This is a genomic window from Pseudomonas sp. K5002, from assembly GCF_013386655.1.
Lineage (GTDB): Bacteria > Pseudomonadota > Gammaproteobacteria > Pseudomonadales > Pseudomonadaceae > Aquipseudomonas.
This window is the reverse complement of the sequence record NZ_JACARK010001638.1, coordinates 1-385: the sequence shown is the minus strand read 5'-3', so window position 1 is coordinate 385 and position 385 is coordinate 1. Positions and strand designations below refer to the sequence as shown.

Annotated in this window: 1 protein-coding gene; it reads right to left on the bottom strand. The window is 67.3% G+C overall.

Going from position 1 to position 385, the window contains the following annotated elements:
• Positions 1-385 (bottom strand): FliM/FliN family flagellar motor switch protein (locus HX846_RS38420; protein WP_178967603.1); only part of this gene is annotated, 385 nt, incomplete at both ends.

Genomic DNA, 385 nt, shown 5'->3' with positions numbered 1-385 from the left:
GCAGGCGCACGCCCAGGCCGTCACCGATTTTCACCAGTTGGCCCTGGCCGACGCGACGGCCGTTGACCATCAGGTCGACGCCATCCACGGTCGGCGTATTCAGTTGCAGCAGGCTGCCCGCCCCCAGTTCCCGCAGTTGCGCCAGGGTCAGTTCCAGGCTGCCGACCTGGCACACCAGCTTGAGGGGCAAATCGTCCAGGGCCGCGGCGGCATCGACGTCAGTCATTGTGTTCTCCATGTCCAAAAGGGGCGTGTTCAGAGGTTCCTGCACCTGCAGCGACGAGCCGTCGCGCTGGCAGCGGGCTTGCAGGCGGCCCTCAAGGTCCAGCAGCCAGCCGCTGCCGGGTTCGAGCATCAGCACATCGCCGGGCTGCAGGCTGCGCAG